The sequence below is a fragment of the Hydrogenophaga sp. NH-16 genome (assembly GCF_004006415.1).
In the GTDB taxonomy this organism is placed as follows: domain Bacteria; phylum Pseudomonadota; class Gammaproteobacteria; order Burkholderiales; family Burkholderiaceae_C; genus Hydrogenophaga; species Hydrogenophaga pseudoflava.
In genome coordinates this window covers 4,140,726-4,165,639 of the sequence record NZ_CP029344.1, presented here as the reverse complement: position 1 = coordinate 4,165,639, position 24,914 = coordinate 4,140,726, and the positions used below count along the sequence as shown (strand labels likewise).

The window sequence follows — 24,914 nt, the reverse complement described above, 5'->3', positions numbered from 1 at the left end:
TATGCAAATACAAAAAAAGCAGGCGTCAAACCTGACGCCTGCCATGTGAGCCAAAGCGAAGACTTTACTTCACGCCCACGCCTTCGAAGTTGTAGTCGCCGAAGGGGCTGATGACGAAGCCGGACACGTTCTTGCGCATCGGCTGGTTGACCGTCGAGTGGGCGATGGTCGTCCAGGGCAGGTCCTTCTTGAAGACTTCCTGCGCCTTCATGTACAGCTCTGTGCGCTCTTTCTGGTTGGTGCTGTTGCGGGCCTTGAGGGTGTAGCCATCAAATTCCTTGCTGCAGTAACGCGCGTAGTTGGAACCACCCACGGCCTCGCAGGTCAGCAGCACGCCCAGGAAGTTGTCGGGCGAAGCGTAGTCGCCGGTCCAGCCGATCAGGCCGGTGTCGTGCTCGCCGTTCTTCATGCGCTTGAGGTACTCACCCCATTCGTACTGGGTGATCTTGGCCTTGATGCCCACCTTGGCCCAGTCGGCCTGGATCATTTCGGACATCAGCTTGGCGTTGGGGTTGTACGGGCGCTGCACCGGCATGGCCCAGAGGGTGATCTCGGTGCCTTCGGCCACGCCGGCCTTCTTCAGCAGCTCCTTGGCCTTCTCGGGGTTGTAGGAGGCGTTCTTCAGGTTCTTGTTGTAGGACCACAGCGAAGCCGGGAACGGGTTCGCAGCTTCCTGGCCCTGGCCCTGGTAGACCGCGTCGATGATGGCCTTGCGGTTGATCGCCATGTCCAGCGCCTGGCGCACTTCCAGCTTGTTCATCGGGGCCTTCTCGGTGTTGTACGAGAGGTAGCCGATGTTGAAGCCCGGGGCGGTGTCGACCTTCAGGTTGGGGTCGGTCTTCATCGCGGCAATGTCCTGCGGCTTGGGGAAGGACATGATGTGGCACTCGCCGGCCTTGAGCTTCTGGAAACGCACCGACGCGTCGGTGGTGATCGCGAAGATCAGGTTGTCCACCAGCACGTTCTTGGCGTTCCAGTAGTCCTTGTGCTTGGCGTAGCGAATCTGCGCGTCCTTCTCGTAGCGGCGCAGCACGAACGGTCCGGTGCCCACGGGCTGCTGGTTGATCATGCTGGCCTTGCCTTCGGCCAGCAGCTTGTCGGCGTACTCCTTGGACAGCACGGAGGCGAACGGCATGGCCAGTTTGACCAGCAGGTCGGGATCCGGCTTCTTGAGCTTCACGACCACGGTCAGCGGATCGGTCTTGGTGACCGACTCGGTATTGCTCTCCAGACCCACGTCGGATGCATAGGGGAACTGCGCCGGGTAGGCCTTGTTGAAGGCATGCTCCTTGTTGACCATGCGCTCGATGGTGAAGATCACGTCATCCGCGGTCAGGTCACGACCGGGCTTGAAGTAGTCGGTGGTGTGGAACTTGACGCCCTTGCGCAACTTGAAGGTGTAGGTCAGGCCATCGGCGGAAATGGCCCAGGACTCGGCCAGGCTGGGTTCGACGTCGGTGCCGCCCTTCTTGAACTGGGTCAGGCGGTTGAAGAGCGCGTGTCCGGCGGCATCGAAGGTGGTGCCGGCCGTGTATTGCGCGGTGTCGAAGCCTTCCGGACTGCCTTCGGAACAGTAGATCAGCGTACCTGCGGCATGCGACGCAGCGGCAACAGCCGTCAGGCTCAGCGCCAGCGCCAGTTTCTTCACTTCAAACATAGGGTCTTCCTCAAGTTATGCGGGCGCAGCGAAGTGCTCGCCCGTCGGGTGAAAAATGATTATCAAGACAAATGCCTGTGCCGCTGTCACCTGCGTTGGTGCCACTGGTGTCGAACCACAGGTCCACTTGACCCGCATCAAGAACTGCAAAATCGGTGCCATCTCGCGCCGCCTCGCTGAAAGCGCCACCACCACCAAGGAACTCCATGATTCGCTGGGAAGCCCACACCTGCCTGCCCCTGCACCCCGACGCCAGCTTTGCACCACTGGAGCACTACCGCACCGCGGGCGTGCACTACGTGAGCATCAATGTGGGCATGGACATGAACCCGCTGTCGCAGATCCTGCCGGTGATCGCGGCGTTTCGCGCCCGGCTGCTTGCCGCACCTGATCGATACCTCCTGCCTGACACGGTAGCCGACATCGAACGCGCGCGTCACGAGGGAAAACTCGCGGTCGGCTTCGACCTCGAAGGCGCACTGCCGCTGCTGGAACGGCCGGAGATGGTGGCGCTTTACCGCGACCTCGGCGTGCGCCAGATCCACTTCGCCTACAACCGCAACAACAGCGTGGCCGGCGGCTGCCACGACGAGCCGCAGGGCCTGACGGCGCTGGGACGCCGGATGGTCGAGGCGTTGAACGCAGCGGGCGTGATCATCGACTGCTCGCACACCGAGCGCCAGACCACGCTGGACATCATGGCCCACTCGACCCAGCCGGTCGTGTTCAGCCATGCCAATCCGCTGGCCCTGGTCGAACATGGTCGCAACATCACCGACGAACAGATCCGCGCCTGCGCCGCCACCGGCGGCGTGGTGTGCATCTCCAGTGTGTCCCGTTTTCTCGGCGTCGAATCGCCCGCCGCGAGCGACATCGTGCGCCACCTGCTGCACGTCGCCGAGCTCGTCGGGACCCGGCACGTCGGCCTGGGACTGGACATCGGCTTCGGAGAACCCGGCCTCGACGACGACCCGCCCCCACCCTTTGATCCGGAGTACTGGTGGCCCGCTGGCGCGGGTTACGGCCGCGGCATCCGGCAGATGCGGTACGCGCCGGTCGACACCTGGAAGCAGCTGCCCGAAGCCCTGCGCGCGGCGGGCATGGACGACAACGACATCGACGGCATCCTCGGTGGAAACATGGCACGGGTGGCCCGGCAGGTCTGGGAACGACCACCCGCCTGACACCCAGGGTTATGCAGCAAACGCATAACGGAATGGCAACTCGGCCTTGGACAGTGGTGGTACCCGGTCCTTACAGTCCCGGCCATCGGCTCCACCGTGGAACGATGAGACAACCCACAAGGACACCTCGCAAATGTCACAAGCACCGCACCCGGCCGGCGCCGCGGCCAACAGCCCGGCAGCCTTCACCAACGCCCTGCCGTCCTATCTGGACCCCAACAACCTCGGCCCCTGGGGCATCTATCTGCAACAGGTTGACCGCGTCGCGCCCTACCTGGGCAACCTCGCCCGCTGGGTCGACACCCTCAAGCGCCCCAAGCGCACCCTGATCGTCGACGTGCCAATCCACCTCGACGATGGCACCGTGGCCCACTTCGAGGGCTACCGCGTGCAGCACAACACCAGCCGCGGCCCCGGCAAAGGCGGCGTGCGCTTCCACCAGAACGTGACCCTGTCCGAGGTGATGGCGCTGTCGGCCTGGATGTCCATCAAGAACGCGGCGGTCAACGTGCCCTACGGCGGCGCCAAGGGCGGCATCCGCGTCGACCCACGCCAACTGTCGATCGGTGAACTTGAGCGCGTGACGCGTCGATACACCAGTGAGATCGGCATCATCATCGGCCCGACCAAGGACATCCCCGCCCCCGACGTCAACACCAACGAACAGGTGATGGCCTGGATGATGGACACCTACTCGATGAACGAAGGCGCCACGGCCACCGGCGTCGTCACCGGCAAACCGGTCGACCTCGGCGGTTCGCTGGGCCGCCGCGAAGCCACCGGCCGCGGTGTGTTCACGGTGGGCGTCGAAGCCGCCAAGCACACCGGCATGGACATTTCCAAGGCCCGCGTGGCGGTGCAGGGCTTCGGCAATGTCGGCGGCGTCGCAGGCAAGCTGTTTGCGGAAGCCGGCGCCAAGGTGGTGGCGGTGCAGGACCACGGCGGCACCGTCTACCGCGAGTCCGGCCTGGACGTGCCCGCCCTGCTCGCCCACGTGGCCCGCGTGGGCTCGGTCGCCGGGTTCACCGGTGGCGAAGTGATCGACAACGACGCCTTCTGGGGCGTGCCTTGCGACATCCTGATCCCGGCTGCGCTGGAACAGCAGATCACCGAAGCCAACGCCGGCCGCATCCAGGCCAAGATGATCATCGAAGGCGCCAACGGTCCGACCACGCCCCAGGCCGACGACATCCTGCACGACCGCGGCATCCTGGTGTTGCCCGACGTGATCGCCAACGCTGGCGGCGTGACGGTGAGCTACTTCGAGTGGGTGCAGGACTTCTCCAGCTTCTTCTGGAGCGAGGACGAGATCAACGAGCGCCTGGTGCGCATCATGAAAGGCGCGTTTGCTGCCGTCTGGCAGGTGGCCGAGGAGAACAAGGTCAGCCTGCGCACTGCGACATTCATCGTGGCCTGCAAGCGCATCCTGCACGCACGCGACCTGCGCGGTTTGTATCCCTGATGGGCCGAGCATGAAGAAGCCCCGCATCGCGGGGCTTTTTTCATTGCAGTGTTTCTTTCAGGGCCGGCAAGGCCGGCAGGGGCATCACGTCGATACCCTCCTCGATCAGTTCCATCGCCACCTCGGGTGTGGTGCGGCCGCGGATGTTGCGCTGTGCCAGCTCGCCGTGGTGCATGGCCCGCGCCTGGTCGGCAAAGCGTTCGCCCACGTCTTCGGTCTGGCTCATCAGCTCGCGCACGGCGCGCAACAGGCGCCCCTGCAGTTCGGACCCCGGCGCAGTCCGGCCCAACTCCACCAGGCCCTCGTCGATGCCGGCACGCGCCACCGGTTCCTCGCTTGTGCGACCCAGGTTCAACCGCGGCGCCGACAGCATCTTGCGCACCTGCGCGTCGCCACACAGCGGGCAGCTCAGCAGGCCACGCTCCAGTTGCTGATGGAAATCGTCTTCCGACGCGAACCAGCCCTCGAAGTCGTGCTGGTGCGAACACTGCAGGTTGAGAACCTTCATGACTGAATTATCGTGCGACGTCGGCGGGCATGGCGCCGGACCAGTCCAGTGACCACACGCCCGACAGCACGTTCTGCAACCAGAGGGCACCGACCAGGGTCTTGCAGTCAATGATGCTGCCGTCGCGACACCAGCCATTCACTTCGTCGGGCGTGGCGTTGAACACGTCCAGGAATTCGCCCTCATCCAGCCGGCGTTCGCCCTGCGACAGCCCCCGGGCGAACCAGATGTCGATGATTTCGTCGGAGTAGGCGATGGTCGGTGCCAACCTGCCCGCAAACGCCCATTCCGTGGCCCTGTATCCCGTCTCTTCCGCCAGCTCGCGCCGGGCGCAGGCCAGGCTGCCCTCGCCGGCGTCTAGCTTGCCCGCCGGAAACTCCACGATGACGCTGCGCATGGGATGCCGGAACTGGCGCTCCATGACCACACGACCGTCGTCCAGCAGACCGATCACCATCACCGCCCCCGGGTGCAGCACATATTCACGTGTCGCCTCTTGCCCAGAAGGCAGGCGTACGGTGTCCCGCACGACATGAAGGAAGTGACCCTTGAGCAACTCGGTGCGGGCGACGGGCTCTTCAAGCAGGTGGGCATCCTGGCTCATGGCGCGTCCTCAGCCGTGGCGCTTGTACAGGTAGCGGTAGACAAAGCCCGGGAAGGCCAGCGTGAGGAACAGTGCGCCAGTGGTGGCGTAGAACTCCCAGCCCTGGGGGTAGATCTGGCCGTCGGCCTTTTCAAGCGCCAAGCCGAGCGCCCCCACAAGGCCATAGCAGATCACCAGCTCCAGCAGATGAATGCCCAGGGACTTGGGCGCCGAACGCGGCACCACCCCCAGCCAGCGCTGGTTGATAAACGGCAGGTTGGCGGCCAGTACGGCTGCCAGCAGCACCAGCCAGACAGAAACCGACGCGCTCACGCGAGAAGTGAGGCGATGGCCTGCGCGCACAGGGCCATCAGCCCACCCGGGACCACGCCAAGCACCAAAACCAGCGCACCGTTGACCGACAGCACCGAGCGCACGTCCATGCCGGCGGTGATGCCAGCGGTCTGCGTGGGCGCATCGAAGTACATGACCTTGACCAGGCGCAGGTAGTAGAAGGCGCCGATGAGCGACATCACGACGGCGAACACCGCCAGACCGATGTAGACCGGCTGCGACGAGGCCAGCAGGGCCTGCAGCACCGACAGTTTGGCGTAGAAGCCCACCAGCGGCGGCACACCAGCCAGAGAGAACATGCACACGGCCATCACACCCGCATAGAGCGGGCTGCGCTGGTTCAGGCCGGCCAGATCGGCGATCTCATCGGACTCGAAGCCGTCGCGAGAAAGCAGCAGGATGACGCCGAAGGTGCCCAGGGTGGTCAGCACGTAGGTGATGACATAGAACATCGTGGCGCTGTAGGCATTGACCATGTTGCCCGTGTCCAACCCCTTGTCCCCATGCACCACACCGGCCAGCAGGCCCAGCAGCATGAAGCCCATCTGGGCGATCGTGGAGAACGCCAGCATGCGCTTGAGGTTGGTCTGGGCGATGGCCGCCAGGTTGCCGATAAGCAGAGAAGCCACGGCGAGCACCGCCAGCATCTGCTGCCAGTCCACTGCCAGCGGTGCCAAGCCTTCGACCAGCAGGCGGATCACGATGGCAAAGGCGGCCAGCTTCGGCGCACCACCCACCATCAGCGTGATCGCGGTGGGAGCGCCGTGGTACACGTCCGGCACCCACATGTGGAAGGGCACCACACCCAGCTTGAACGCCAGACCTGCGACCACGAACACCAGGCCCAGCATCAGCACCTGCGGTGAACCTTTGAGGGTTTCAGGGCCACCGGCAATGGCCTTCATCACCTCGGCCACATCCAGCGAGGCGGTGGCGCCGTAGACCAGCGACAAGCCATACAGCAGGAAACCGCTGGCCAGCGCACCCAGCACGAAGTACTTCATGGCCGCTTCGATGGCCTTGCCATCGTCTCGGCGCAGGGCCACCAGGGCATAGCTCGACAGGGTCAACAGCTCCAGGCCCAGATAGATCACCAGGAAGTTGTGGCCGGAGATCATCACGAACATGCCCAGCAGCGCGTACAGCGACAGCGTGAACAGGTCGCCCGCACGCAGCATGTCGCGGCTGGAGGCGTAGTCGCGGCCATAGACCAGCGTCACGAACATGGCGATGGCGGCAAAACACTTGAGCCACAGGCCCATCGGATCGCTCACGATCATGCCGCCGAAACCGCTGATCGAGTGGCCGGCCAAGGCATTCTTGCCCTGCAGGAAGGCCACACAGGCCAGCGTGAGCAGGGTGAGCAGATAGGTGGGGCGACGGGTCGGCGACTTGACGGTCAGGTCGACCAGCGAAATCACGCAGGTCATCACCAGCAAGAAAATCTCGGGGTAGACCGCCACCAAGCTGAGTTGATCAATCATGTGAAGACTCGTTCGTGTGTTTGCTCAGGCAGCGTTCAGGGCAGCTTGGAGATGGCGACATGGCGCAGCAGCTCGGCCACGGACGCATCCATCACGTCGGTGAACGGCTTCGGATGCACGCCCATGTACAGCACAGCGATGGCCAGCAGCGCCATGATCAGGAACTCGCGGCGACCGATGTCGGTGAGTTCCTTGACATGGTGGTTGCCCACCGAACCCAGGTACACGCGCTTGTACATCCAGAGCGAGTAGGCTGCGCCGAAGATCAAGGCCGATGCCGCGGCGGCACCGATCCAGAAGTTGGCCTTCACCGCCGCCAGAATCACCATCCACTCGCCCACGAAGCCCGCGGTGCCCGGAAGACCGCAATTGGCCATGGTGAACAACAGCGCGAACGCGGCGAAGTTGGGCATGGTGTTGACCACACCGCCGTAGTCGGCGATGTTGCGCGAGTGCACGCGGTCGTACAGCACACCGATCGACAGGAACATGGCGGCCGAGACGAAGCCGTGGGCAATCATCTGAACGATGGCGCCGGACACGCCCATGTCGCTGAAGACGAAGAAGCCCAGCGTCACGAAGCCCATGTGGGCCACCGACGAGTAGGCCACCAGCTTCTTCATGTCCTTCTGCACCATGGCCACCAGGCCAACGTAAATCACGGCCACCAGCGACAGGGTGATGATCAGCCAGGCCCACTGGTGGGAGGCATCGGGCAGGATGGGCAGGGAAAACCGCAGGAAGCCGTAGGCACCCAGCTTGAGCATGATGGCGGCCAGCACGGCCGAGCCACCGGTGGGCGCCTCGACGTGCACGTCGGGCAGCCAGGTGTGCACCGGCCACATCGGCACCTTTACCGCGAAGGCGGCAAAGAAGGCGAAGAACAGGAGGGTCTGGGCGGTACTGCCCAGCGGCAGCTTGTGCCAGGCCGCGAGATCGAAACTGCCACCCGACTGGTTGTACAGGTAAATCAGGGCCACCAGCATCAGCAGCGAACCCATCAGCGTGTACAGGAAGAACTTGAAGGCGGCGTAGATCTTGTTGGGACCGCCCCAGATGCCGATGATCAGGTACATCGGGATGAGTGTGGCCTCGAAGAACACATAGAACAGCATGCCGTCCAGCGCTGAGAACACGCCGATCATCAGACCTGAGAGGATCAGGAACGCGCCCATGTACTGGTTCACGCGCTCGGTGATCACCTCCCAGCCGGCCAACACCACGATCACCGTGATGAACGCGGTCAGAAGCACCAGCCAAAGGGAGATGCCGTCCACGCCCAGGTGGTAGTGGATGTTGAAGCGCTCAATCCAGGGCATCTTCTCCACGAACTGCATCGCAGCCGTACCCAGCTCGAAGCCGGTGTAGAGAGGAATCGTCACCGCCAGCGAGACCAGCGCCCCCAGCAGCGCGATCCAGCGGACCACATTGGCCTGGTCATCCCGACCAAGTGCCAGCAACACGACACCAAAAAGGATTGGTGCCCAGATCGCGAGGCTCAGCAAACCCATCTTCTTGTTCTCCTTATTTGGCGAGCCACACGAAATACGTCATGAACAGAAACACGCCCACGATCATCAACAGCGCATAGTGGTAGAGGTAACCGCTCTGAAAGCCACGGACCACCGACGAGAAGCCGCCCACAATCTTCCAACTGGCGTTGACCACACCGGTCTCGATCACACCCTGGTCGCCGCCCTTCCAGAGACCCGTGCCCAGTGCACGCGCACCACGGGCCAGCACGTTTTCGTTGAACCAGTCCATGTAGTACTTGTTCTCCAGAATGGTGATGATCGGTTTGAGCGCACGACCGATGGCGGCAGGAACCGCGGGGTTGACCAGGTACATGTACCAAGCCGTCACGGCTCCTGCGAGCGCCAGCCAGAACGGTGCGGTGGAGAAGGCGTGCAGGGCCATGGCCAGAGGTCCGTGGAACTCTTCGGCGAACTTCGCCACCGCCGGGTGAGCGGCCGAGTTGATCGTGATGGCGTCCTTGAGGAAGTCACCAAACAGCATCGGCTGGATGGTCATGAAACCGATCACCACAGAAGGAATGGCCAGCAGCAACAGCGGCACCGTCACCACCCACGGGGTTTCGTGCGGCTTGCCATCGCCATGGTGACCATGGTCGTCGTGGTGGTCGTCGTGCCCATGGTGGGCGTCCGGATTCTGGTCGTAGCGCTCCTTGCCGTGGAACACCAGGAAGTACAGACGGAACGAGTAGAACGAGGTCACGAACACACCTGCCAGCACGGCAAAGTGTGCGAAACCAGCGGCCGGCAGGTTGCTGAAATGCACCGCCTCGATGATCGCGTCCTTCGAGTAGAAGCCGGCGAACAACGGTGTGCCGATCAGGGCCAGGGTACCCAGCAGCGAGGTGATCCAGGTGATGGGCATGTACTTGCGCACGCCGCCCATCCAGCGAATGTCCTGGTTGTGGTGCAGCCCCATGATCACCGAACCGGCCGCAAGGAACAGCAGGGCCTTGAAGAAGGCGTGGGTCATCAGGTGGAACACGGCCACCGAGTAAGCCGAGGCACCGAGCGCCACGGTCATGTAACCCAGCTGCGAGAGTGTGGAGTAGGCCACGACTCGCTTGATGTCGTTCTGGATGATGCCCAGGAAACCCATGAACAGCGCCGTGATGGCGCCGATCACCATGATGAAGTTCAGCGCAGTGTCCGACAGCTCGAACAGGGGCGACATGCGCGAGACCATGAAGATGCCGGCCGTCACCATGGTGGCGGCGTGGATCAGCGCGGAAATGGGCGTCGGGCCTTCCATCGAGTCCGGCAGCCAGACGTGCAGCGGAAACTGGGCCGACTTGCCCATGGCGCCTATGAACAGGCAGATGCAAATCACGGTGATCAGCATCCAGTCAGTGCCGGGAAAGCCGATCTGACCCAGTGCGCCGGCCTTGGCAAACACCTCGGTGTAGTTCAACGTGCCGGCGTAGGCCACGATCAGGCCGATGCCCAGGATGAAGCCGAAGTCGCCGACCCGATTGACCAGGAAGGCCTTCATGTTGGCGAAGATGGCCGTGGGCTTGTTGAACCAGAAACCGATCAGCAAATAAGAGACCAGACCCACCGCTTCCCAGCCGAAGAAGAGTTGCAGCAGGTTGTTGCTCATCACCAGCATCAGCATGGAGAAGGTAAAGAGCGAGATGTAGGCGAAGAAGCGGTTGTAGCCAGCATCCTCTTCCATGTAGCCGATGGTGTAGAGATGGACCATCAGCGAGACGAAGGTCACCACACACATCATCATGGCGGTCAGGCCGTCGACGAGAAAACCGATCTCCATCTTGAGGCCACCGACCACCATCCATTCGTAGATGGTTGCGTTGAAGCGGGCGCCGTCCAGCGCCACGCTCTTGAGTGTCATGGCCGAAATGATGAATGCCACCAGCACACCCAGAATCGTCAGAGAGTGCGAGGCGCGGCGGCCGATCAGGTTGCCGCCAAACGTGGTGCCCAGAATGCCAGCGAGGGCCGAGCCGACCAGCGGCGCCAGTGGCACGGCCAGCAGGGTCGTTGCGGAAAGGGTGGTGCTCATGTTCTTAACCCTTGAGGGTGTTGAGTTCTTCGGCGCTGACGGTGGACTTGCTGCGGAACAACAGCACCAGAATGGCCAGGCCAATGGCCGACTCGGCGGCGGCCACCGTCAGGATGAAGAACACAAACACCTGCCCGTGGAGATCTCCAAGGTAGTGGGAGAAGGCTACAAAGTTCATGTTGACCGCCAGCAACATCAGCTCAATGGCCATCAACAACACGATGATGTTCTTGCGGTTCAGGAAGATGCCGATGACGGACAACGCGAACAGGATCGCACCCACCGAAAGAAAGTGACCGAGTGACAGACTGGTGAAGCTCATGCTTTGCCCTCCTCCGCGGCAACTGCGCTGGCGGCAGCATGTGTTTTGGTTGCGGCCATTGGCACGACCACCAGACGGTCTGAAGCCCGCACGCGAACCTGCAGTCCCGGATCAATGGCCTTGCTGTCCTTGCGCTTGCGCAGCGTGAGCGCGATGGCCGCGAACATGGCCACCAGCAATATCACCGCGGCAATCTCGACCGGATACAGGTATTCGGTGTACATCAGCGTGCCAAGGGCCTTCGTGTTCGACACCTCGGCAGCCTGTACCGCCACCGGTGCCACCATGTTCGGAAAACCGACCCACAGCACGGCAATCAGCTCGGCGGCCACCAGTGCCCCCAGCGTGGCCGCCAAGGGGAAGTTCTGCCAGAAGCCCCAACGGTCTCCGTCGAGCTTGATGTCCAGCATCATGACGACGAACAGGAACAGCACCATGACCGCGCCCAGGTACACGAGCACCAGTGTCAGCCCGAGGAACTCGGCCTTGAGCAGCAGCCACAGGCCAGAGGCCTGGGAGAACGCCAGCATCAGGAACAGCACGGCGTGCACTGGGTTGCGCGCCGTGATGACACGGTAGGCGGCGAAGAGCATCACCGCCGCGAACAAATAGAAAAAGCCGGTCTGGTAGTCCATGGTCTTGTCTTTCGCCGGCTCAGCGGTACTTGGCGTCCGCGGCCTTGGCTGCGGCGATCTCGGGCTCGTAGCGGTCTCCGACAGCCAGCAGCATTTCTTTGGTGAAGTACAGGTCACCGCGTTTTTCGCCGTGGTACTCAAGAATCTGGGTCTCGACGATGGCATCGACCGGACAGGCCTCTTCGCAGAAACCGCAGAAAATGCACTTGGTCAGATCAATGTCGTACCGGGTGGTGCGGCGGGTCCCGTCTTCGCGTTCACCCGCTTCGATGGTGATGGCCATGGCGGGGCAGACGGCCTCGCACAGCTTGCAGGCGATGCAGCGCTCTTCGCCGTTCTCGTAACGGCGCTGGGCATGGAGACCGCGGAAACGAGGAGACAGCGGAGTTTTCTCTTCGGGGAACTGGACCGTGACCTTGCGACGCAGGGCGTAGCGGCCCGTCAGGGCCATGCCCTTGAAGAGCTCCAGCAACATGAAGCTCTTGAAAAAGTCGCTCAGCGAAAAGGGGGCAACGGCGGAGGTGGACATGATCGATCGCCTTGCTTATTTCCAGAGATTCCACGAGGTCTGCATCAGGCCGCCGACGAGCAGCAGCCAGACCAGCGTGACGGGAATGAAAATCTTCCAGCCCAGACGCATGATCTGGTCGTAGCGGAAACGGGGGAAAGTGGCGCGGATCCAGATGAACAGGGACACCACGAAGAAGGTCTTGGCACCCAGCCAGATCCAGCCTGGAATCCAGTTGAACAGGGCGCTGTCGATCGGGGGCAGCCAGCCGCCGAGGAACATCACCACCGCCAGGATGGACACCAGCCACATGCTGGCGTACTCGGCCAGGAAGAAGATCGCAAAGCCCATGCCTGAGTACTCGACCATGTGGCCGGCCACGATTTCTGCTTCGCCCTCGACCACGTCAAACGGGTGCCGGTTGGTTTCGGCCACGCCCGAAATCAGGTAGACCATAAAAATGGGCAGCAGCGGGAGCCAGTTCCAAGACAGGAAGTCCAGCCCCATGTTCACACCGTGGCCCTTGGCCTGCGACGCAACGATGTCGCCCAGGTTCAAGCTGCCCGCGGTCATCACGACCACCAGGAAGCAGAAGCCGATGGCGATTTCATAGCTCACCATCTGGGCAGAGGCGCGCAGCGCGCCCAGGAAGGCGTACTTGGAGTTCGAGGCCCAGCCGGCAATGATCACGCCGTACACCTCGATCGAGGTGATGGCCAGGATGACCAGCAGGCCGGCGTTGATGTTGGCGATCACTGCCTCGGGACCGAATGGCACCACCACCCACGCGGCGAGCGCCGGCATGATGGCCATGAGGGGACCCAGGCGAAACAGCCCGTTGCTGGCGGCGGTGGGGCTGATCAACTCCTTGGTGAGCAGCTTGACCGCATCGGCGATCGGCTGAAGCAGCCCGGCAGGGCCGACGCGGTTCGGGCCAAAGCGAACCTGCATGAAACCCAGCAGCTTGCGCTCCCACAGGGTCAGGTAAGCCACGGCCCCCATCAGCGGGGCGACGACAGCAACGATCTTGAGCAGGCTCCAGATGACCGGCCAGGCCGCCGTGGTCCACCAGGAGGCGTTGATGAGGCCAAGGCCTCCGTTGTACATCGCGTCGATCATGCGCGGGCTCCTCGGGCGTCGCTCGTGAGTTGCAGCGAGGTGGCGCGGCGCACCAGCCCGTCGAGCTGGTAGATCGGCGCCACACAGGGGGACGTCTGGGCTGGCGACTGGTCGGCAGCGGCGGGCCCCACACCGACATCGGCGTTGTTGAGACGGGAAGCATCCAGCAACGATCCGCCCGCGACACCCGGCAAGGCGGCGGCCAGCACCGCCAGGGAGGTGTCGGCATCGAACCCGGGCAAACCCAGCAGATTGCCCAGCACGCGAAGCACCTTCCATGCCGGGCGCGTGTCGCCCAGCGGACGCACCACCGCGTGGAAACTCTGCAACCGGCCTTCGGCGTTGACGAAGGACCCGGAGGTCTCCGTGAAAGGCGCAATGGGCAGCAACACGTCGCTGATGTCCATGTTGGCTTTGAAAGGGCTGAGCGTGACCACCATGTCGGCGGACTTCAGTCCTTCGGCACCCTTGGCGCTGTCAAAGGCCGGCTCCGTGTTCAGGAGAATGGCGGCCTTTAGCTGGCCACCGAGCATCTGCGTGGCGTTGAGGCCACCCTGCCCTGGCACGGCGCGCACCAGCTGCGCACCGACGGTGTTGGCAGCTTCGGTGAGGTAGCCCACCGAGGCGCCCGTTTGCTGACCAATCCAGTTGGCGAGTGCCAGCAGGCTGGAGGCCTTTTCGTGGTGAGCCGCGGCGTTGCCCAGAAGGATGGCCTTCTGCTCGCCCCCCAGCAGGGACTTCGCCACTGCGCGGGCCTCGTCGGTGATGCTGCCGGCGACCGGCGGCTGCACACCGGCTTCCGCAGCAACAGCGGCAGCAACTCCGGCCAGAGCACTGACCCAGACACTGCTGTCGGCGAGCAGCACGTTCTTCAGCGGCATGGCCCAGTCAGGGGCCTGTGCCGCCAGCACATTGACCTGACATCCCTTGCGGGCCGCCTGGCGGATGCGCTGTGCAAACAGCGGATGGTCCTTGCGCAGGTTGGAGCCCACGACCAGCACGCGCTGCAACTGCGACAGCTCGGCAATCGGACGCCCGAGCCAGCGGGCCTGACCGGCCGGCGCAGCATGGCCGAAATCGGCATGGCGCAGACGGCTGTCGATGTTTTCGCTGCCCAGGCCACGCACCAGGGCACCGGCCAGAGACAGTTCTTCAACCGTGCTGTGCGGACTGGCCAGCAGACCGATCGCTGCAGCGCCATGCTTGTCCTTGACGCACTTGAGACCGTTGGCCACATACTCCAGCGCGGTTTGCCAGTCCACGGTCTGCCATTCGCCACCTTGCTTGAGCATGGGCTGGGTCAGGCGGTCTTCACCATTGAGGGCCTCGTACGAGAAGCGGTCGCGATCGGCGATCCAGCATTCGTTGACGGCGTCGTTCTCCAGCGGGACCACGCGCATCACCTGGTGGTTCTTCACCTGAACGATCAGGTTGGCACCCGTCGAGTCGTGCGGGCTCACGCTCTTGCGCCGCGAGAGCTCCCAGGTGCGTGCGCTGTAGCGGAATGGCTTGCTGGTGAGCGCACCAACCGGGCAGATGTCGATCATGTTGCCCGAGAGTTCAGAATCCACCGACTGGCCAACAAACGTCTCGATCTCGGCGTGCTCTCCGCGGTTGGACATGCCCAGCTCCATCACGCCGGCAATCTCCTGGCCGAAACGCACGCAGCGGGTGCAGTGGATGCAGCGGCTCATCTCCTCCATGGAGATCAGCGGACCGACGTTCTTGTGGAACACCACGCGCTTCTCTTCTTCGTAGCGCGAGGCACCACCACCGTAGCCCACGGCCAGGTCCTGCAACTGGCACTCGCCGCCCTGATCGCAGATCGGGCAATCCAGCGGGTGGTTGATCAGCAGGAACTCCATCACCGACTTCTGGGCCTTGATGGCCTTGTCGGACTTGGTGCGCACGATCATGCCCATGGTCACCGGCGTGGCGCAGGCGGGCATGGGTTTGGGAGCCTTCTCCACTTCTACCAGACACATGCGGCAACTGGCGGCGATGGAGAGCTTCTTGTGGTAGCAGAAGTGCGGGATGTAGGTGCCTGCCTTCTCGGCCGCATGCATGACCATGCTGCCCGGGGGCACTTCGACCTTCTGGCCGTCGAGTTCGATTTCAACCATGTTGTGTTCCGGATCAGGCAGAGGTCGCGGTGTCGGCCTTGATCATGGCCGCGAACTCGTGACGGAAGTGTTTGAGCATGGCGCGCACCGGCATGGCCGCTGCATCACCCAGTGCACAGATCGTGCGGCCCATGATGTTCTCGGCCACGTTGTCCAGCAGGTCCATGTCGGCCGGCTTGGCGTCACCGCGCTGGATCTTGTCGACCAGGCGCCAGAGCCAGCCCGTGCCTTCGCGGCAGGGTGTGCACTGACCGCAGGACTCGTGCATGTAGAAGTAGGACAGGCGCTTGAGCGACTCGACCATGCAGCGGGTGTCGTCCATCACGATCACGGCACCCGACCCCAGCATGGAACCGGCCTTGCTGATGGAGTCGTAGTCCATCGTGCAGTCCATGATGATGTGGGCCGGCAGCACGGGCGAAGACGAACCGCCAGGAATCACCGCCTTGAGCTGGCGGCCAGTGCGCACACCACCGGCCAGCTCCAGCAGCTTCGAGAACGGCGTGCCCATCGGGATTTCGTAGTTACCCGGCAGGTTCACGTCACCGCTGACCGAGAAGATCTTGGTACCGCCGTTGTTCGGCTTGCCGCATTCGAGGTAGGACTGGCCACCATTGCGGATGATCCAGGGCACCGCCGCGAAGGTCTCGGTGTTGTTGATGGTGGTCGGCTTGCCGTAGAGACCAAAGCTGGCCGGGAACGGCGGCTTGAAGCGGGGCTGACCCTTCTTGCCTTCCAGCGATTCGAGCAGCGCGGTTTCTTCACCGCAGATGTAAGCACCGAAACCATGGTGGGCATGGAGCTGGAACGAGTAGTTCGAGCCCATGATGTTGTTGCCCAGGTAACCGGCGGCACGGGCTTCTTCCAGGGCGGCTTCGAAACGCTCATACACCTCGAAGATTTCGCCGTGGATGTAGTTGTAGCCCACGCTGATGCCCATGGCGTACGCCGCGATCGCCATGCCTTCGATGACGATGTGCGGGTTGTACATGAGGATGTCGCGGTCCTTGCAGGTGCCCGGCTCGCCCTCGTCCGAGTTGCACACGAGGTACTTCTGCCCGGGGAACTGGCGGGGCATGAAACTCCACTTCAGGCCCGAGGGGAAACCGGCGCCCCCGCGGCCGCGCAGCGCGGACTCCTTGACGGTCGCGATCACCTGGTCCTGCGTCATGCCCACGGCACCGGTCTCGGGATTCGGCGCGGAACCATCCATGCCCAGCACCTTGCGCAGGGCCTGGTAGCCACCGCGCGCCTCGTAGTCCTTGAGCGACCAGTTGCTGCCGTTCAGGTCCTTGTAGATCTGAGGCTCAATGTGGCGACCGTGGAAACAGGTCTGCACGCCCGTGGCAGCGAACTGAGCAAGCACTTGCTGGGCGTTCATTGTTTGCCCTCCGCGGCCCTGAGACCATCGATCAGCTGATCGAGCTTCTCATTGCTCATGAAGCTGCACATGTGGCGGTCGTTCACCAGCATCACCGGCGAATCGGCACAGGCGCCCAAGCATTCACTCTGCTGGAGCGTGAACAGGCCGTCCGCCGTGGTCTCGCCCATGGCGATGCCCAGCTTCTTTTCCAGGTGGTGCAGCGCGGTGTACCCCTCGCGCAGCTGGCACGGCAGGTTGGTGCAAACGTTGAGCTTGTACTTGCCCACCGGCCGCTGGTTGTACATGTTGTAGAAGGTCGTCACCTCGTGGACGGCCATCACCGGCATGCCCAGGTAGTCGGCAATCGCCTGCTCGGCAGCGTGGCTGACGTAGCCTTGCTCCTGCTGCACGATCGACAGACACGCCATCACGGCAGATTGGGCCTGCTCCGTGGGGTACTTGGCCACTTCGCGGGCGAAGCGGGCCTTGGTGGCCTCGGACAGTTCCATGGCCGTCACAGGGCCTTGGTTAGCGGGGGTCGAGATCATCGGTCAATCTCTCCAAAAACGATGTCCATCGTGCCGATGATGGCCACCGCATCGGCCAGCATGTGGCCCTTGGCCATTTCGTCCAGCGTGGACAGGTGCGTGAAACCAGGGGCGCGGATCTTCAGCCGGTACGGCTTGTTGGCGCCATCACTCACCAGGTAGATGCCGAACTCACCCTTGGGGTGCTCGACGGCGGCATAGGCCTCACCTTCGGGCACGTGGAAGCCTTCGGTGAAGAGCTTGAAGTGGTGGATCAGCTCTTCCATGCTCGACTTCATCGCTTCGCGCGAGGGAGGCGCCACCTTGTGGTTGTCGGTGATGACCGGGCCCGGATTGGCGCGCAACCAGTCCACGCACTGCTTGATGATGCGGTTGGACTGCTTCATCTCTTCCATTCGGACGAGGTAGCGGTCGTAGGTGTCACCGGTCTTGCCAACCGGGATGTCGAACTCGACCCGGTCGTACACGTCGTACGGTTGCTTCTTGCGCAGATCCCAGGCGATGCCGGAACCGCGGAGCATGGGACCGGTCATGCCCAGGTTGAGAGCACGCTCCGGACTGACAACACCGATGCCAACCGTGCGCTGCTTCCAGATCCGGTTGTCGGTCAGCAGAGTGTGGTACTCCGCCAGGTAGGTCGGAAACCGCTGCGTAAAGTCGTCGATGAAGTCGAGCAACGAGCCTTGGCGGTTCTGGTTCAACTCAGCCATCGCCTTGGCGTTGCGGATCTTGCTGTGCCTGTACTGCGGCATGGTGTCCGGCAGATCGCGATAGACACCACCCGGGCGGAAGTAGGCCGCGTGCATGCGCGCACCCGACACCGCTTCGTACATGTCGAACAGGTCTTCCCGCTCGCGGAACGCGTAGATCAGGATGGTCGAACTGCCGCAGTCATTGCCGTGCGAACCGAGCCACATCAGGTGGTTCAGCAGACGTGTAATCTCGCTGAACATCACCCGGATGTACTGCGCACGGATCGGCACTTCAATACCCAGCAGCTTCTCGATGGCCAGGCAATAGGCATGTTCGTTGCACATCATGGACACGTAGTCGAGACGGTCCATGTAAGGCAGCGACTGGATGAAGGTCTTGTGCTCGGCCAGTTTCTCAGTGGCGCGGTGCAGCAATCCGATGTGCGGATCGGCACGCTGCACCACCTCACCGTCGAGCTCCAGCACCAGACGCAGCACGCCGTGTGCTGCAGGGTGCTGCGGACCGAAGTTCAGTGTGTAGTTCTTGATTTCAGCCATGATCAGTGCAGCCCGCCGTAGTTGTCTTCACGGATCACGCGGGGTGTGATTTCGCGAGGCTCGATCGTCACCGGCTCGTAGACCACTCGCTGACGTTCGGCGTCGTAGCGCATCTCGACATGACCCGACAGCGGAAAGTCCTTGCGGAAGGGGTGACCGATGAAGCCATAGTCGGTCAGGATGCGGCGCAGGTCGTTGTGGCCTTCGAACACGATGCCGTACAGGTCGAAGGCCTCACGCTCGTACCAGTTGGCCGCCGACCAGAGACCGGACACCGACGCCACCACCGGAAAATCGTCTTCCGAGCAGAACACACGCACGCGCAGCCTCTGGTTGAGACTCACCGACAGGAGATGGACGACCACTGCAAAGCGGGGCCCCTCCCACCGGCCGTCGCCGTAGGTGGAGTAATCGATGCCGCACAGATCAATGAGTTGCTCGAAACGAGCTTGTGACGCATCACGCAAGGTCTGCATGACCTCAAGGTAGTCGGATGCAGCCACCACAAGGGTGACCTCACCGCGGTCGGTTGTGACAGACCGCGCGCGTTCGCCAAGCAGTTGCGCCACCTGGGCAGCAATGGTCTCGGCAGGGATGGAGAAAGCTGTGTCGCTCATGGGCCGTCTTTCTGACTCAGTCCAGGCACCGGTCAGGCGCGGGCAATCGTGTTGGTGCGACGGATCTTCTGCTGCAGCTGGATGATCCCGTAGATCAGCGCTTCGGCCGTCGGTGGGCAGCCTGGCACATAGACATCCACCGGCACGATGCGGTCACAGCCACGCACCACGGAATAGCTGTAGTGGTAGTAGCCACCACCATTGGCACAAGACCCCATGGACAACACCCAGCGAGGCTCGGCCATCTGGTCGTACACCTTGCGCAGAGCAGGCGCCATCTTGTTGCACAGGGTGCCGGCCACGATCATCAGATCGGACTGACGGGGGCTGGCCCGGAACACCTCTGCACCAAAGCGACCGATGTCATATCGCGCTGCGGCGGCATGCATCATCTCCACGGCGCAACAGGCCAGACCAAAGGTCATAGGCCAGAGAGATCCAGTCTTGGCCCAATTCACCACCGAGTCGTAGCTCGTGGTGATGAAGCCTTCTTTCAGGACACCTTCAATCATGTGTGCTCCACAGCGCCCGCAGGCGCATCATTCCCAGTCCAGGGCGCCGATCTTCCAGGCGTAGACAAACCCGACCAGCAGATCGATCAGGAAGATGACGCCCACCCAGAAGCCGGTCGAACCGATGTCCGTCAGCGCCACCGCCCAGGGAATCAGGAACGCGATTTCAAGATCAAAGAGAATGAAGAGGATGGCCACCAGGTAATAGCGGACATCGAACTTCATGCGCGCATCTTCGAAGGCCTCGAAGCCGCATTCGTAGGGGGAATTCTTCTCGGGATCGGGCCGATTCGGCCCCAGGATGTAGCCCAAGGCCTGGGGGATCACGCCGACGGCAAGACCGACCAGGATGAACAAGAGCACGGGGAGATATTGTTCGAGACTCATCGTGGGTCGGTTCCATGCGCAGGGCCTGATGGCCCTGCCTGCCTTTGTCTGGTGCCGACGGCGAGACTCGAACTCGCACAGCTTTCGCCACTACCCCCTCAAGATAGCGTGTCTACCAATTTCACCACGTCGGCTGGGTCTGCATTGTCTGGCTCACGAGGGCTGGTGTGAGCGTTCTCGACAACCCATAGAGTTTACCCTGAAACGATCCGGGTTTTCGATAATTCCCGGGCTTTTTCGGGGCGGCCGCCATGCACTCTCCAGAGCGGCCGCACACACCTGTCAGCAGTTACTTGCCAGGGATCTGCGCTGCGCCGGTGGCCGGTGCAGCCGGGGTCTCTGCCGGCGCGGCGGAAGAACCGGCCGGAGCAGTTGAATCTGCCGGGATCTGCGTCGCGGGAACGACGCTCTCCAACACGCTCCCAGAGCGCGCCGTCGTCGGAACAAGGTTGCCGAAGTAGGCCAGGCCCAAGGTGCAGGTCAGGAAGACGCCTGCGAGCACGGCAGTGGTGCGCGAGAGGAAGTTGGCACCTCCGGAGGCCCCAAACAAGCTCGCCGAACCCGCGCCACCGCCGAAGGCGGCACCGGCATCGGCGCCTTTGCCATGCTGCATGAGGATCAGGCCGATCATGCCGATGGCGGCAAGGATCTGGACAGCCTGGAGGATGGTCATCAAAACGTTCATGTCTGCTCCGAAAATGCGTGAGGGGGATGATCGTCAGCCGGCCGCGGCGACGATTTGCAGGAAGTCTGCAGCCTTGAGCGATGCACCACCGATCAGGCCACCATCAATATCGGGCTGAGCCAGCAGGCTTGCCGCGTTGGCCGCATTCATGCTGCCGCCGTAGAGAATGTGCACCCGCTTGGGGTTCGTGGTCGCGGCGGCCAGTTGGGCCCGCAAGACGGCGTGCACAGACTGCGCCATTTCCGGTGTGGCCGTCTTTCCGGTGCCGATGGCCCACACGGGCTCGTAGGCCACCACGATTTCGGTGATGCAATGACCCACGGTGTGGATCACCGCAGCCAGCTGGCGCTTGACCACCGACTCCGTCTCGTTCGCCTCCCGCTCGGCCAGGGTTTCACCGACACACACAATGGGCGTGATGCCAGACGACAGGGCGCGTTGCGCCTTGGCAGCCACGATCTCGTCGGTCTCACCGTGGTATTGGCGGCGCTCGCTGTGGCCGACGATGGCGTAGCGACACCCAAAGTCCTTGAGCATGGCCACGCTGATCTCGCCGGTGTATGCCCCCTGTTCGTGAGCAGACACGTCCTGCGAACCCCAGGCAATCGGGCTGCCCTGCAGCAGCGCCTGCAACTGGGCCAGGTAGGGTGCCGGTGCGCACAGTGCGACCTCGGCCGGCGGCTGACCGATGCCCGCCAGCATGGCCTGAACCAATGCCTCGTTGGCTGCCAGACTGCCGTTCATCTTCCAGTTGCCGGCGATCAGTTTCTTGCTCATCTCAGTCTCCGAAAGGGGATCAGGCCCAGGTCAGCACAATCTTCCCGATGTGCTGATTGGACTCCATCAATGCGTGGGCCTCAGCGGCGCGAGCCGCTGGGAAGGTGCTGTGGATCACGGGTTGGACCCGGCCCTGCTCCAGCAGCGGCCACACCTTGTCACGCAGCGATGCGGCGATGGCGGCCTTGAACGCCACCGGGCGCGGCCGCAGCGTGGAACCGGTGATCACCAGCCGGCGACGCAGCACCAGACCGGCGTTGAATCCGGCCTTGACGCCACCCTGCACCGCGATGATGACCAGGCGGCCGTCTTCGGCCAGGCACTCGACTTCACGAGCCACATAGTCGCCTGCGACCATGTCGAGGACCACGTTGACGCCCTGCCCGCCCGTCAGCTCCTTGGCCACGGCCGAGAAGTCCTGCGTGCGGTAGTTGATGGCGTGGTCGGCACCCAGGTTCTGGCAGGCGGCGCACTTCTCGTCGCTGCCGGCCGTGGCGATCACGTTGGCGCCAAAGGCCTTGGCCAGCTGGATCGCGGTCACACCGATGCCGCTGGTCCCACCCTGCACCAGCAGGGTTTCGCCTGCCAGCAGGCGGCCACGGTCGAACACGTTGCTCCAGACGGTGAAGAAGGTCTCGGGCAGCGCCGCGGCCTGCACGTCGTCGAACCCAGCCGGGACCGGCAAGCACTGGCCGACCGGTGCAACGCAGTGCTGGGCATAGCCACCGCCGGCCACCAGCGCGCAGACGCGATCGCCCAGCCTGAATCCCGCTTGCGCCATCGCATCGGCATCACCCGACTCGATGACCCCGGCCACCTCCAGACCTGGCAGGTCGGAAGCGCCCGGCGGCGGCGGATAGGAGCCGCTGCGCTGCAGCACGTCAGGGCGGTTCACGCCCGAGGCGCGCACGCGAATCAGCACCTCGCCCGCGCCCGCAACCGGCGCCGGACGCTCCGTCAGGCGCAGGACCTCGGGCGCACCGAAGCCGCTGATCTCGACCGCTTCCATGCCTTGGCCCCAGCGACTTACTGTTGCTGTTGCTGGGCCTGCTCGCCGCCGCCATTGCGGTCCAGCAGCGCCTTCATGGACAGCTTGACGCGGCCCTTCTCGTCGGTCTCGAGCACCTTGACCTTCACGATCTGGCCTTCCTTGAGGTAGTCCGTGACCTTCTCGACGCGCTCGTGGGCGATCTGGCTGATGTGCAGCAAGCCGTCCTTGCCGGGCAGCAGGTTGACCAGGGCACCGAAGTCCAGGATCTTGGTGATCGGGCCTTCATAGACCTTGCCCACTTCCACTTCGGCCGTGATCTCGGCGATGCGGCGCTTGGCCTCCTCGGCCTTGGCACCGTCGGTGGACGCTATGGTGATCGTGCCGTCTTCGCCGATGTCGATCTGGGTACCGGTCTCTTCGGTCAGCGCACGGATGGTGGCGCCGCCCTTGCCGATCACGTCGCGGATCTTCTCCGGGTTGATCTTCATGGTGTACAGGCGCGGCGCGAAGTTGGAAATTTCCGTCTTCGCTTCGCCCATGGCTTCCTGCATCTTGCCCAGGATGTGCATGCGTGCTTCCTTGGCCTGAGCCAGGGCGACCTGCATGATTTCCTTGGTGATGCCCTGGATCTTGATGTCCATCTGCAGGGCGGTGATGCCGTTGGTCGTGCCGGCCACCTTGAAGTCCATGTCGCCGAGGTGGTCCTCGTCCCCCAGGATGTCGGTCAGCACCGCGAAGCGGTTGCCTTCCTTGATCAGGCCCATGGCGATGCCGGCCACGTGCGCCTTCATCGGCACGCCGGCGTCCATCAGCGCCAGGCAGCCGCCGCAGACGGAGGCCATCGACGAAGAACCGTTGGACTCGGTGATTTCGGACACCACACGGATGGTGTAGGGGAAGTCTTCCTTGGTCGGAAGCGCGGCAATCAGCGCGCGCTTGGCCAGGCGGCCGTGGCCGATTTCGCGGCGCTTGGGGCTGCCCACGCGACCGGTTTCGCCGGTGGCGAACGGAGGCATGTTGTAGTGCAGCATGAAGCGGTCTTCGAAGTCGCCGGACAGCGCGTCGATGCGCTGCGCGTCGCGGTCGGTGCCCAGCGTGGCGATCACAAGAGCCTGGGTTTCACCGCGGGTGAACAGAGCCGAGCCGTGGGTGCGCGGCAGCACGCTGTTGCGGATCTCGATGGCGCGCACGGTGCGCGTGTCGCGGCCGTCGATGCGCGGCTCGCCAGCCAGGATCTGGCCACGCACGATGGCGGCTTCTATGTTGAACAGCAGACCTTCGACGGCCACGCTGTCGAACTCCACGCCCTCGGCCTTCAGACCGTCCATCACGGCGGCATAGGCCTCGCGGCAGGCCTGGGTGCGGGCCTGCTTGTTGCGGATCTGGTAAGCGGCTTCGAGCTTGGCCTTGCCCAGGGCTTCGACTTTGGCGATCAGCGGCTCGTTCTTGGCCGGCGGCTGCCAGTCCCACTCGGGCTTACCGGCGTCGCGCACCAGCTCGTTGATGGCGGCGATGGCGATGTTGCCCTGCTCGTGGCCGAACACCACGGCGCCCAGCATGATTTCTTCGGACAGTTGCTCGGCTTCGGACTCGACCATCAGCACGGCGGCCTCGGTGCCGGCCACCACCAGATCCATCTGGCTGTTCTGGCGCTCGGTCTGGCCGGGGTTCAGCACGTACTGGCCGTTGATGTAGCCCACGCGCGCAGCACCGATCGGGCCGTTGAACGGGATGCCGGAAATCGACAGGGCAGCCGAGGTGGCGATCATGGCGGCGATGTCGGCGTCCACTTCCGGGTTCAGCGACACGGTGTGGATGACCACCTGGACTTCGTTGAAGAAACCGTCCGGGAACAGCGGGCGGATCGGGCGGTCGATCAGACGGCTGGTCAGGGTTTCAAACTCGGAAGGGCGGCCTTCGCGCTTGAAGAAGCTGCCCGGAATCTTGCCGGCGGCGTAGGACTTTTCGAGGTAGTCGACGGTCAGGGGGAAAAAGTCCTGGCCGGCCTTGGCGTCCTTCTTGGCCACGACGGTGGCCAGCACCACGGTGCCTTCCATGTCGAGCAGCACGGCGCCGCTGGACTGGCGGGCGATTTCGCCGGTTTCCATGCGGACCGTGTGCTGGCCCCACTGGAAGGTCTTGGTGACTTTGTTGAACATGGTCATGTGTCTCTCCTGTTGGATGGGCGTCTGTGGCGCCGCCCGCGGCCCGGAGCCGGAAACCTGCAGAACACGATGCCATTCCAGCGGGCCTGCGCCGTTGCAGGCCCCTTGGAATGACACAGCTTCGC

The 24,914-nt window shown here is 63.4% G+C and carries 25 protein-coding genes and 1 tRNA gene; 2 read left to right on the top strand and 24 right to left on the bottom strand.

What is annotated here, in order from left to right; genetic code table 11:
• Window positions 1–64 precede the first annotated feature (64 nt).
• Window positions 65–1,657: an ABC transporter substrate-binding protein gene (locus tag DD542_RS20100; RefSeq protein ID WP_127806838.1), complete on the bottom strand. Its 1,593-nt coding sequence runs from the start codon at window positions 1,655–1,657 to the stop codon at window positions 65–67.
• Window positions 1,658–1,667: 10 nt separating this feature from the next.
• A complete protein-coding gene (locus DD542_RS20095; protein ID WP_127806837.1) occupies window positions 1,668–1,865 on the bottom strand; it encodes a hypothetical protein in 198 nt (65 codons plus the stop codon).
• On the opposite strand from DD542_RS20095, the gene DD542_RS20090 reads away from it, so the two are divergent.
• Both DD542_RS20090 and DD542_RS20085 read left to right on the top strand, forming a co-directional pair.
• Window positions 1,864–2,841 carry a membrane dipeptidase gene (locus DD542_RS20090; protein ID WP_127806836.1) on the top strand — a complete coding sequence of 326 codons (978 nt, stop codon included), beginning with the start codon at window positions 1,864–1,866 and terminating at the stop codon, window positions 2,839–2,841. The two genes, DD542_RS20095 and DD542_RS20090, sit on opposite strands and share 2 nt — an antisense overlap.
• Window positions 2,842–2,974: 133 nt before the next feature.
• Entirely contained in the window at window positions 2,975–4,303 is a 1,329-nt protein-coding gene (locus DD542_RS20085; protein WP_127806835.1) for a Glu/Leu/Phe/Val dehydrogenase, read from the top strand.
• Window positions 4,304–4,343: 40 nt separating this feature from the next.
• On the opposite strand, the gene DD542_RS20080 is transcribed toward DD542_RS20085, so the two are convergent.
• From DD542_RS20080 to pnp, 22 genes are all read right to left on the bottom strand, one after another.
• On the bottom strand, window positions 4,344–4,811 hold the full coding sequence (locus DD542_RS20080) for a DUF1178 family protein (RefSeq protein WP_127806834.1): 468 nt from the start codon (window positions 4,809–4,811) through the stop codon (window positions 4,344–4,346).
• A gap of 7 nt (window positions 4,812–4,818) precedes the next feature.
• Window positions 4,819–5,415 (bottom strand): NUDIX hydrolase, encoded by a 597-nt coding sequence (locus tag DD542_RS20075; protein WP_066150108.1) that lies wholly within the window; start codon window positions 5,413–5,415, stop codon window positions 4,819–4,821.
• A 9-nt stretch (window positions 5,416–5,424) separates the two neighbouring features.
• Window positions 5,425–5,727 (bottom strand): DUF2818 family protein, encoded by a 303-nt coding sequence (locus DD542_RS20070; RefSeq protein WP_079366928.1) that lies wholly within the window; start codon window positions 5,725–5,727, stop codon window positions 5,425–5,427.
• Entirely contained in the window at window positions 5,724–7,232 is a 1,509-nt protein-coding gene (nuoN, locus tag DD542_RS20065; protein WP_066150102.1) for an NADH-quinone oxidoreductase subunit NuoN, read from the bottom strand. The genes DD542_RS20070 and nuoN overlap by 4 nt, the downstream gene beginning before the upstream one ends.
• Before the next feature lie 35 nt (window positions 7,233–7,267).
• Window positions 7,268–8,743: an NADH-quinone oxidoreductase subunit M gene (locus DD542_RS20060; protein ID WP_066150098.1), complete on the bottom strand. Its 1,476-nt coding sequence runs from the start codon at window positions 8,741–8,743 to the stop codon at window positions 7,268–7,270.
• A 13-nt stretch (window positions 8,744–8,756) separates the two neighbouring features.
• Window positions 8,757–10,787 (bottom strand): NADH-quinone oxidoreductase subunit L, encoded by a 2,031-nt coding sequence (nuoL, locus tag DD542_RS20055; RefSeq protein ID WP_127806833.1) that lies wholly within the window; start codon window positions 10,785–10,787, stop codon window positions 8,757–8,759.
• A gap of 4 nt (window positions 10,788–10,791) precedes the next feature.
• Window positions 10,792–11,109: an NADH-quinone oxidoreductase subunit NuoK gene (gene nuoK / locus DD542_RS20050; protein ID WP_066150092.1), complete on the bottom strand. Its 318-nt coding sequence runs from the start codon at window positions 11,107–11,109 to the stop codon at window positions 10,792–10,794.
• Window positions 11,106–11,744, bottom strand: a complete 639-nt coding sequence (locus DD542_RS20045) for an NADH-quinone oxidoreductase subunit J (protein ID WP_066150089.1) — start codon at window positions 11,742–11,744, stop codon at window positions 11,106–11,108. The genes nuoK and DD542_RS20045 overlap by 4 nt, the downstream gene beginning before the upstream one ends.
• A 19-nt stretch (window positions 11,745–11,763) precedes the next feature.
• Window positions 11,764–12,273 carry an NADH-quinone oxidoreductase subunit NuoI gene (nuoI, locus tag DD542_RS20040; protein WP_066150086.1) on the bottom strand — a complete coding sequence of 170 codons (510 nt, stop codon included), beginning with the start codon at window positions 12,271–12,273 and terminating at the stop codon, window positions 11,764–11,766.
• A 15-nt stretch (window positions 12,274–12,288) separates the two neighbouring features.
• On the bottom strand, window positions 12,289–13,371 hold the full coding sequence (nuoH, locus tag DD542_RS20035; protein WP_079366931.1) for an NADH-quinone oxidoreductase subunit NuoH: 1,083 nt from the start codon (window positions 13,369–13,371) through the stop codon (window positions 12,289–12,291).
• Entirely contained in the window at window positions 13,368–15,494 is a 2,127-nt protein-coding gene (gene nuoG, locus DD542_RS20030) for an NADH-quinone oxidoreductase subunit NuoG (protein ID WP_127806832.1), read from the bottom strand. Before nuoG ends, nuoH begins: the two co-directional genes overlap by 4 nt.
• A 13-nt stretch (window positions 15,495–15,507) precedes the next feature.
• On the bottom strand, window positions 15,508–16,875 hold the full coding sequence (gene nuoF / locus DD542_RS20025; RefSeq protein ID WP_066150077.1) for an NADH-quinone oxidoreductase subunit NuoF: 1,368 nt from the start codon (window positions 16,873–16,875) through the stop codon (window positions 15,508–15,510).
• A complete protein-coding gene (gene nuoE / locus DD542_RS20020; protein WP_066150074.1) occupies window positions 16,872–17,366 on the bottom strand; it encodes an NADH-quinone oxidoreductase subunit NuoE in 495 nt (164 codons plus the stop codon). The genes nuoF and nuoE overlap by 4 nt, the downstream gene beginning before the upstream one ends.
• 35 nt (window positions 17,367–17,401) lie before the next feature.
• On the bottom strand, window positions 17,402–18,655 hold the full coding sequence (locus tag DD542_RS20015) for an NADH-quinone oxidoreductase subunit D (RefSeq protein WP_066150070.1): 1,254 nt from the start codon (window positions 18,653–18,655) through the stop codon (window positions 17,402–17,404).
• Between the two features lie 2 nt (window positions 18,656–18,657).
• A complete protein-coding gene (locus DD542_RS20010) occupies window positions 18,658–19,272 on the bottom strand; it encodes an NADH-quinone oxidoreductase subunit C (protein WP_079366933.1) in 615 nt (204 codons plus the stop codon).
• 32 nt (window positions 19,273–19,304) lie between these two features.
• Complete coding sequence (locus tag DD542_RS20005) at window positions 19,305–19,784, bottom strand: NADH-quinone oxidoreductase subunit B (RefSeq protein WP_066150065.1); 480 nt, start codon at window positions 19,782–19,784, stop codon at window positions 19,305–19,307.
• A gap of 27 nt (window positions 19,785–19,811) precedes the next feature.
• The gene (locus DD542_RS20000) at window positions 19,812–20,171 is read right to left on the bottom strand and encodes an NADH-quinone oxidoreductase subunit A (protein WP_066150062.1); all 360 of its coding nucleotides are present in this window, start codon (window positions 20,169–20,171) and stop codon (window positions 19,812–19,814) included.
• A gap of 49 nt (window positions 20,172–20,220) precedes the next feature.
• Window positions 20,221–20,305, bottom strand: a tRNA-Leu gene (locus tag DD542_RS19995).
• A gap of 155 nt (window positions 20,306–20,460) precedes the next feature.
• Window positions 20,461–20,856, bottom strand: a complete 396-nt coding sequence (gene secG, locus DD542_RS19990) for a preprotein translocase subunit SecG (protein ID WP_066150060.1) — start codon at window positions 20,854–20,856, stop codon at window positions 20,461–20,463.
• A 33-nt stretch (window positions 20,857–20,889) separates the two neighbouring features.
• On the bottom strand, window positions 20,890–21,633 hold the full coding sequence (gene tpiA / locus DD542_RS19985) for a triose-phosphate isomerase (protein ID WP_127806831.1): 744 nt from the start codon (window positions 21,631–21,633) through the stop codon (window positions 20,890–20,892).
• Between the two features lie 19 nt (window positions 21,634–21,652).
• Complete coding sequence (locus tag DD542_RS19980) at window positions 21,653–22,642, bottom strand: NAD(P)H-quinone oxidoreductase (protein WP_127806830.1); 990 nt, start codon at window positions 22,640–22,642, stop codon at window positions 21,653–21,655.
• 17 nt (window positions 22,643–22,659) lie between these two features.
• Window positions 22,660–24,789 (bottom strand): polyribonucleotide nucleotidyltransferase, encoded by a 2,130-nt coding sequence (gene pnp, locus DD542_RS19975; protein ID WP_079366936.1) that lies wholly within the window; start codon window positions 24,787–24,789, stop codon window positions 22,660–22,662.
• Window positions 24,790–24,914: the final 125 nt, after the last annotated feature.

Excerpts from the sequence above, each read along its gene's own strand:
- DD542_RS20080 (WP_127806834.1), bottom strand. The coding sequence starts at position 4,811 with ATGAAGGTTCTCAACCTGCAGTGTTCGCACCAGCACGACTTCGAGGGC.
- nuoI (WP_066150086.1), bottom strand. The coding sequence starts at position 12,273 with ATGTCCACCTCCGCCGTTGCCCCCTTTTCGCTGAGCGACTTTTTCAAG.
- secG (WP_066150060.1), bottom strand. The coding sequence starts at position 20,856 with ATGAACGTTTTGATGACCATCCTCCAGGCTGTCCAGATCCTTGCCGCC.
- DD542_RS19980 (WP_127806830.1), bottom strand. The coding sequence starts at position 22,642 with ATGGAAGCGGTCGAGATCAGCGGCTTCGGTGCGCCCGAGGTCCTGCGC.
- nuoH (WP_079366931.1), bottom strand. The coding sequence starts at position 13,371 with ATGATCGACGCGATGTACAACGGAGGCCTTGGCCTCATCAACGCCTCC.
- tpiA (WP_127806831.1), bottom strand. The coding sequence starts at position 21,633 with ATGAGCAAGAAACTGATCGCCGGCAACTGGAAGATGAACGGCAGTCTG.
- nuoN (WP_066150102.1), bottom strand. The coding sequence starts at position 7,232 with ATGATTGATCAACTCAGCTTGGTGGCGGTCTACCCCGAGATTTTCTTG.
- DD542_RS20090 (WP_127806836.1), top strand. The coding sequence starts at position 1,864 with ATGATTCGCTGGGAAGCCCACACCTGCCTGCCCCTGCACCCCGACGCC.
- DD542_RS20000 (WP_066150062.1), bottom strand. The coding sequence starts at position 20,171 with ATGAGTCTCGAACAATATCTCCCCGTGCTCTTGTTCATCCTGGTCGGT.
- nuoL (WP_127806833.1), bottom strand. The coding sequence starts at position 10,787 with ATGAGCACCACCCTTTCCGCAACGACCCTGCTGGCCGTGCCACTGGCG.
- DD542_RS20045 (WP_066150089.1), bottom strand. The coding sequence starts at position 11,744 with ATGGACTACCAGACCGGCTTTTTCTATTTGTTCGCGGCGGTGATGCTC.
- DD542_RS20010 (WP_079366933.1), bottom strand. The coding sequence starts at position 19,272 with ATGAGCGACACAGCTTTCTCCATCCCTGCCGAGACCATTGCTGCCCAG.
- DD542_RS20100 (WP_127806838.1), bottom strand. The coding sequence starts at position 1,657 with ATGTTTGAAGTGAAGAAACTGGCGCTGGCGCTGAGCCTGACGGCTGTT.
- pnp (WP_079366936.1), bottom strand. The coding sequence starts at position 24,789 with ATGACCATGTTCAACAAAGTCACCAAGACCTTCCAGTGGGGCCAGCAC.
- nuoF (WP_066150077.1), bottom strand. The coding sequence starts at position 16,875 with ATGAACGCCCAGCAAGTGCTTGCTCAGTTCGCTGCCACGGGCGTGCAG.
- DD542_RS20075 (WP_066150108.1), bottom strand. The coding sequence starts at position 5,415 with ATGAGCCAGGATGCCCACCTGCTTGAAGAGCCCGTCGCCCGCACCGAG.
- DD542_RS20060 (WP_066150098.1), bottom strand. The coding sequence starts at position 8,743 with ATGGGTTTGCTGAGCCTCGCGATCTGGGCACCAATCCTTTTTGGTGTC.
- nuoG (WP_127806832.1), bottom strand. The coding sequence starts at position 15,494 with ATGGTTGAAATCGAACTCGACGGCCAGAAGGTCGAAGTGCCCCCGGGC.
- DD542_RS20005 (WP_066150065.1), bottom strand. The coding sequence starts at position 19,784 with ATGATTGAAGGTGTCCTGAAAGAAGGCTTCATCACCACGAGCTACGAC.
- nuoK (WP_066150092.1), bottom strand. The coding sequence starts at position 11,109 with ATGAGCTTCACCAGTCTGTCACTCGGTCACTTTCTTTCGGTGGGTGCG.
- DD542_RS20015 (WP_066150070.1), bottom strand. The coding sequence starts at position 18,655 with ATGGCTGAAATCAAGAACTACACACTGAACTTCGGTCCGCAGCACCCT.
- nuoE (WP_066150074.1), bottom strand. The coding sequence starts at position 17,366 with ATGGAACTGTCCGAGGCCACCAAGGCCCGCTTCGCCCGCGAAGTGGCC.
- DD542_RS20095 (WP_127806837.1), bottom strand. The coding sequence starts at position 1,865 with ATGGAGTTCCTTGGTGGTGGTGGCGCTTTCAGCGAGGCGGCGCGAGAT.
- DD542_RS20085 (WP_127806835.1), top strand. The coding sequence starts at position 2,975 with ATGTCACAAGCACCGCACCCGGCCGGCGCCGCGGCCAACAGCCCGGCA.